General features: G+C 63.3%; 5 protein-coding genes (1 of these 5 running past the window's edge). 2 read left to right on the top strand and 3 right to left on the bottom strand.

The annotated features are described in order from the left end of the window. Positions 1-652: FadR/GntR family transcriptional regulator (locus ACXJKO_RS27855; RefSeq protein WP_457094291.1), on the bottom strand; the 652-nt coding region annotated here is incomplete at its 3' end. A 7-nt stretch (positions 653-659) separates the two neighbouring features. Continuing rightward, complete coding sequence (locus ACXJKO_RS27860) at positions 660-1751, bottom strand: four-carbon acid sugar kinase family protein (protein ID WP_457094292.1); 1092 nt, start codon at positions 1749-1751, stop codon at positions 660-662. A 181-nt stretch (positions 1752-1932) separates the two neighbouring features. On the opposite strand from ACXJKO_RS27860, the gene pdxA reads away from it, so the two are divergent. Together pdxA and ACXJKO_RS27870 are read left to right on the top strand one after the other, a co-directional pair. Continuing rightward, positions 1933-2931 carry a 4-hydroxythreonine-4-phosphate dehydrogenase PdxA gene (gene pdxA / locus ACXJKO_RS27865; RefSeq protein ID WP_457094293.1) on the top strand — a complete coding sequence of 333 codons (999 nt, stop codon included), beginning with the start codon at positions 1933-1935 and terminating at the stop codon, positions 2929-2931. 123 nt (positions 2932-3054) lie between these two features. Further along, a complete protein-coding gene (locus ACXJKO_RS27870) occupies positions 3055-4080 on the top strand; it encodes a class 1 fructose-bisphosphatase (protein WP_457094294.1) in 1026 nt (341 codons plus the stop codon). 359 nt (positions 4081-4439) lie between these two features. Here ACXJKO_RS27870 and ACXJKO_RS27875 read toward each other — a convergent pair whose 3' ends face one another. Beyond that, on the bottom strand, positions 4440-5000 hold the 3' portion of the coding sequence (locus ACXJKO_RS27875) for a LysR family transcriptional regulator (RefSeq protein WP_457094295.1). 339 nt of this gene lie beyond the right edge of the window; the window shows 561 of its 900 coding nt (coding positions 340-900); the start codon falls outside the window, past its right edge; it ends in the stop codon at positions 4440-4442.

The raw sequence follows: 5000 nt of genomic DNA on the forward strand, positions 1-5000 counted from the left end.
CACGGATTGCGGCGAAGATCGCACGGTGTTCCTGGAAGACCTCCCGCAAGCCCTTGGCCCCGTCGGTCATGAGCGATTGGCCGTGCAGCTTCATCCCGACATAGATGTGCTCGCGCAGCGCCCGCAGTGATGTGTCGAAGTATTGGTTATTGGCTGCCTGCGCGATGGCGAGATGAAACGCGAAATCGGCGTCCTCGCGGTGGATCTGGGAGTTGGTTGCCGCGTCCATGAGCGAGAGTGCCGTCTCGATCTTCTCGATGGCGGCGGAATCACGCCGACTGGCCGCGAGGGACGCAGCGGTCGTCTCGATGCAGATCCGGAACTCGTAGCAACGCTGGATGTCGGCAATCGTCTCGACGGGCGCGAAGCCGAGCGGTGCGCTGCGCACCTCGCGGACATAGCTCCCGGCACCTTGGCGCGAATAGACGAGGCCTTGATCCCGCAGCCGTTCCAGCGCGGCGCGCAGCACGGGGCGCGAGACGCCGAACTCCTCGGCGAGCGCCTTTTCCGGCGGCAGCTTCTGGTTCGCCGGATAATCACCGTTCGTGATCCGGCTGTAGATCAGATGATAGATCCGGTCCGCCAGCCCCGGGCGGGCGGGCCTGGGCGCCTCGGATGGCGGCTGGTCCATGTCGAAATCGGTCGTATCCATAATCGTGTCAGTCCCGTCCTGTGTTCGCTGTCATGGTGACGATTCTTGCGAGCGCGTCAGGTGCGCCGAACCCCCCGGACTTCGTGACAAGTCTTGTCCTTCGACCGCCGACAACCATTGATGAAACCGGCACCCCCGGCAAGGCCTCGCCCTCGACCTCGAGGATGCCGACACCGAGCGATCCCAGGATGGCGTCCGCGGTCTCGCCACCGCAGGCAACGAGCGTGCCCACGTCCGCGGACTTGGCGAACTGCGACACGGACTTGGCAAAATGAGCGTTGGCGCGGAGGGGATCGAACGCATCGCCGCCTGTGACGAGCCGAAGCAGCAGCGCGTCATGGCGGATGCCGCCCGTCGGCACTTCCACCCGACCGTCGGGGGCAGGCAGTTCCTGCACGCCGGCGGCGCGTAAGACGTCAAGCTGTGCCAGCGTGACGGGATCACGCGAACCGATCGCCAGCAGCAGGGGCGCCGGCAGGTTGCCGACCGGGGCGGGACATGCGCCAGGGCGCAGATGCCGGGCAAGCGCCGCCGCGAGACCGGCGGCTCCGACGAGGAGCACCGGATCCCCGGGCATCGCAGCCGTGACCACGCGGTCGAGGTCGGCATCGGTTGCCGCGTCCGGAACCTCGACCCTCACGCCGGCTTCGGCGAAGATCGCAGCCACGTCGATCGGAGAGACGACGCCTGCTCCGGAAAGTTGTCCGCCTTGGGTCGTCCGACCCTGCGCCGGGATCGCGGGTGTCACGACCGCCCGCTCGATCCCAGTCCTTGCGGCGACCATGCCGAGTTCCGCCGCGCAATGACCCTTGAGCCGGGAATCGACCTTCTTGAAGACCAGCATCGGTCGGTCGCCGATCGCATCGAAGACGTGGCTGACGGCGCAGGTTGCAGCTTCGGGGGATCCCTCGCGGGACGCCGTGCTGACTGCGAGCACGTCCGACGCGGTGGCCATGGCGGCGGGGATGTCGGCAGGCCGCCGAGCGACCGTACAGCGCAGGCCCACACCCGCGAAGGTCACCGCGCTGTCCAGGGCACCCGTGAGATCGTCCGCGACGATCAGCGTCTTCATGGTCGAAACCTCATTGCGTGCCAGCACCTTACAGGTAAATCTGTTAAATTAAAACCCTGAAATTATTGATCTCATCTGCAAATGTCATTCGGTTAAGTTTATGAAATTACTTGCATGATGGCGGAAACGCCAGTATGGAAGTGATCACTTTACATGTTTCCGAAGAAGCGATTGCGTCGAGCGTTCGCTGAGCAGAGGAGCCGTCTCGATGACCGTAGCTCACGAGCATCCGATTGTCATAACCATGGGTGACCCGTCCGGTGTCGGCGCCGAGGTGACGGTAAAGGCATTGGCGGCCCTGCCGCCGTCCCAGCGGGCGGACTTCGCCATCATCGGCGACCGCCGAACCCTGGAACGCGCGATCGCGGCGAGCAGCGTCAATCTGGGGATTGCCGACACCACGCGGACCGACGGCAGCGCATTGCGCCTGATTGACGTGCCTGTCGATGGCCTGCCGGACCGTTTCGGCGTGCTCAGCCCGCGCTGCGGCGAAGCCGCCTATCAGTACATCCGTACGGCGGTCGAGCTGGCACAGTCGGGACAGGCTGCCGGCATCGTCACCGCCCCGATCAACAAGGAGGCTCTGAACGCGGCCGGTCACCATTACGACGGTCACACTGGCCTCCTGGCCCACCTGACCGGCAGCCGTGCATCGTGGATGCTGCTCGCGTCCGAGCGCCTCAATGTTATTCACGTGTCCACGCACGTCTCCCTCAGAACCGCCATCGAGCGGGCGACCCCGGAGCGCGTCCTTGAAACCATTCGTGTCGGGCAGCGCCATTTCCAGCGCATGGGGATTGCGTCACCGCGCATTGCGGTTGCCGGCATCAATCCGCATTGCGGCGAGAACGGGCTGTTCGGCCGCGAGGACGACGATCAACTGGTACCCGCCGTGGCGGCTGCCCGTGCGGAGGGGATCGATGTCTCCGGACCGATTTCGGCTGACACGGTCTATCACCGCGCTTATCAGGGTGCCTTCGACTTGGTTGTGGCGCAGTACCACGATCAGGGGCATATCCCGGTTAAGCTGGTGGCCTTCGACAGCGCGGTGAATGTCTCCCTTGGATTGCCCATCGATCGGTCCTCCGTCGACCACGGAACCGCGTTCGATATCGCGGGCACCGGCAAAGCCAATCACGTCAATATGTTGTCTGCGCTCGACTATGCGCGGCGGCTAGCCATGAGCCAGGCGTTACCTTCGCGTTAGAGCTCAAGCGCGGGGCTGACCCGATCGGCGGCCTGCCAAGCCACCGATGAGCATGCGTTGAACCGGATGTTACTGGCGACGCGACGGTCTCCAGCGTGGATAAACGGAGGACGGGTCAAGGCCATGGCACGCATCACCCTGAGCCGATTCCTGATCGAGCAGCAGCGGGAAGGGGAGGCCCTGTCCGCCCAGCTTCGGCTTCTCATCGAGGTGGTTGCACGAGCTTGCAAGGCGATCAGTTACACCATCAACAAGGGCGAGCTGGGTGGCATCCTCGGCAGCCTGGGGACGGAGAACGTCCAGGGCGAGGTGCAGAAGAAGCTGGACGTTTTATCGAACGAGATTCTGCTGGAGGCCAACGAGTGGGGCGGTCATCTCGCTGCCCTGGCATCCGAGGAGATGGACACCATCCACCTAATTCCGCACCGCTATCCGAAGGGCGAGTACCTGCTCGTGTACGATCCCATCGACGGGTCGAGCAACATCGACGTCAACCTGAGCGTCGGCACAATCTTTTCGGTGCTGGAAGCACCCGAGGGCGCTTCCACCCGGGATGTTCAGGAAGAGGATTTCCTTCAGCCCGGTAGCCGACAGGTTGCTGCGGGCTACGCGGTCTACGGTCCCCAGACGTCACTCGTCCTGACATTCGGCAAGGGAGTGTTCGGGTTCACGCTGGACCGCGAGGTGGGCTCGTGGGTGCTGACCCAGAGCAATATCATCATCCCCGAAGGCAACCGCGAGTTCGCCATCAACATGTCGAACCATCGTCATTGGATACCGCAGGTTCGCCAGTACATCGATGACCGCCTTGCTGGACGGGAAGGCCCACGCGGTCAGGACTTCAACATGCGCTGGACGGGTTCGATGGTTGCCGACATCCATCGCATCCTCAACCGGGGCGGCATCTTCCTCTATCCATGGGACGCACGCGACCCGGCGCGGGCCGGCAAGCTGCGCCTGCTGTACGAAGCCAATCCACTCGGACTGATCATCGAGCAAGCTGGCGGCTCTGCCATCGACGGTACGCAGCGAATTCTCGACATCGTTCCCGCAGGCTTGCACGACCGCGTCGCGGTCGTCATGGGGGCCAGAGACGAAGTCGCAGCGTTTCAATCCTACAGCAGCGCCGAGAACGGGCCTGGTCTGTGACGTGAGGGCCATTTCGGACTGCATCGGCGATATGATGCGGATCAATTTCCGATAATCGCCATCCGGCGACGATCCCTATCAGGCCCGTTCGCGCAAGTAAGAGCTTGCCCGCCCAGAAGCCCAATTTCGCCCACTTTAGAGTGATGCAATGAATGAGATTCATGCGAGTCTAAAGGTCTCCTCCTGGCACTTCGCGGAAGTAGACTGATGGTCTGCTCTCGCGAGGAACAGCGGAAGTTCCTTAAGGGCATGGGATCGTCAGTGCGTGACCCCGAACGGACCTGCCGATGCATCGAAGTGCTGCCAAAAGCCCAGCCCCATGTGTGATCGCAGCATTGGGCTTATTGGCGGGCGCGCCGTCAATGCTCCCAATATGGTGGCTCTCCGAACGCCTCACGCAAGCAGTCGGCAAAAGCTCGCAACTTGGCCGAAGGCCGTCGTCCCTCCTGATGGGCGACATAGATAAATTCCGCAGCGGATCGTAGTCCGACGTCGATGACATGAAGGCGGCCCCTCGCGATGTCGGGACCGACGATGAACGTTGGCAGGAGGGCAATGCCGATCCCGGACAGCGCGGCGTCCAGCATCATGTCGCCGTTGTTCACGCGCAGGGTCGCCCGACCGCGAACAATTGTTGCACCGGTTGGGCCAGGGAACCGCCAGTCATAGACCCCCCTGTTGGTATAGAAGATTCCGGCATGACTCTCGAGGTCACCTGCCGCGCCAGGTATACCGTGCCATGCCAGGTAATCCGGCGAAGCAACGAGAACTCGCCGACTTGGCGCCAGCCGCCAGGCAACCAGCCGTGAATCCATGAGCGGACCGTGCCGGACCACGGCATCGTAACCCTCCGCGGAGAGGTCCACCCGCCGGTCATCAAGGTCGAGCGTCAGCTCGATGCCGGGATGCTGGGCGAGAAA

The sequence above is a fragment of the Microvirga sp. P5_D2 genome, from assembly GCF_054049475.1.